General features: G+C 59.7%; 1 protein-coding gene. It reads right to left on the reverse strand.

The window, feature by feature from the left end; all coding sequences use genetic code 11:
- Nucleotides 1-263, reverse strand: a 263-nt coding sequence (locus tag ACM6IP_RS00040; protein WP_414860654.1) for a DUF6396 domain-containing protein, incomplete at both ends; no start/stop codon positions are given.

The raw sequence follows: 263 nt of genomic DNA on the forward strand, positions 1-263 counted from the left end.
CCTTGATGAACGCGGGGGAACCGGGCATGGCCCTGCCGGTCGCCGGCTCAAGGAGCTTGGCCTTGGCCAACTGCCGAATCAGCACCTCGCTAGGCTTTTTCGGTGGGACATTGGCCAGTCGGGCTTCGAGCCACTGCAACTTGCCGTCCCAGGCCGGTAGCTTGGCTGGAGGTAGGGGGAGGATTTCGTTGATCTCGGGGACCTTCGGATCTGCGTAAGAATATCTTGCAAGTATCCGCCAGATGGTTTTATAGCGCTCAGCT

This window comes from Pseudomonas sp. IT-P176 (genome assembly GCF_949767245.1).
Classification (GTDB): domain Bacteria; phylum Pseudomonadota; class Gammaproteobacteria; order Pseudomonadales; family Pseudomonadaceae; genus Aquipseudomonas.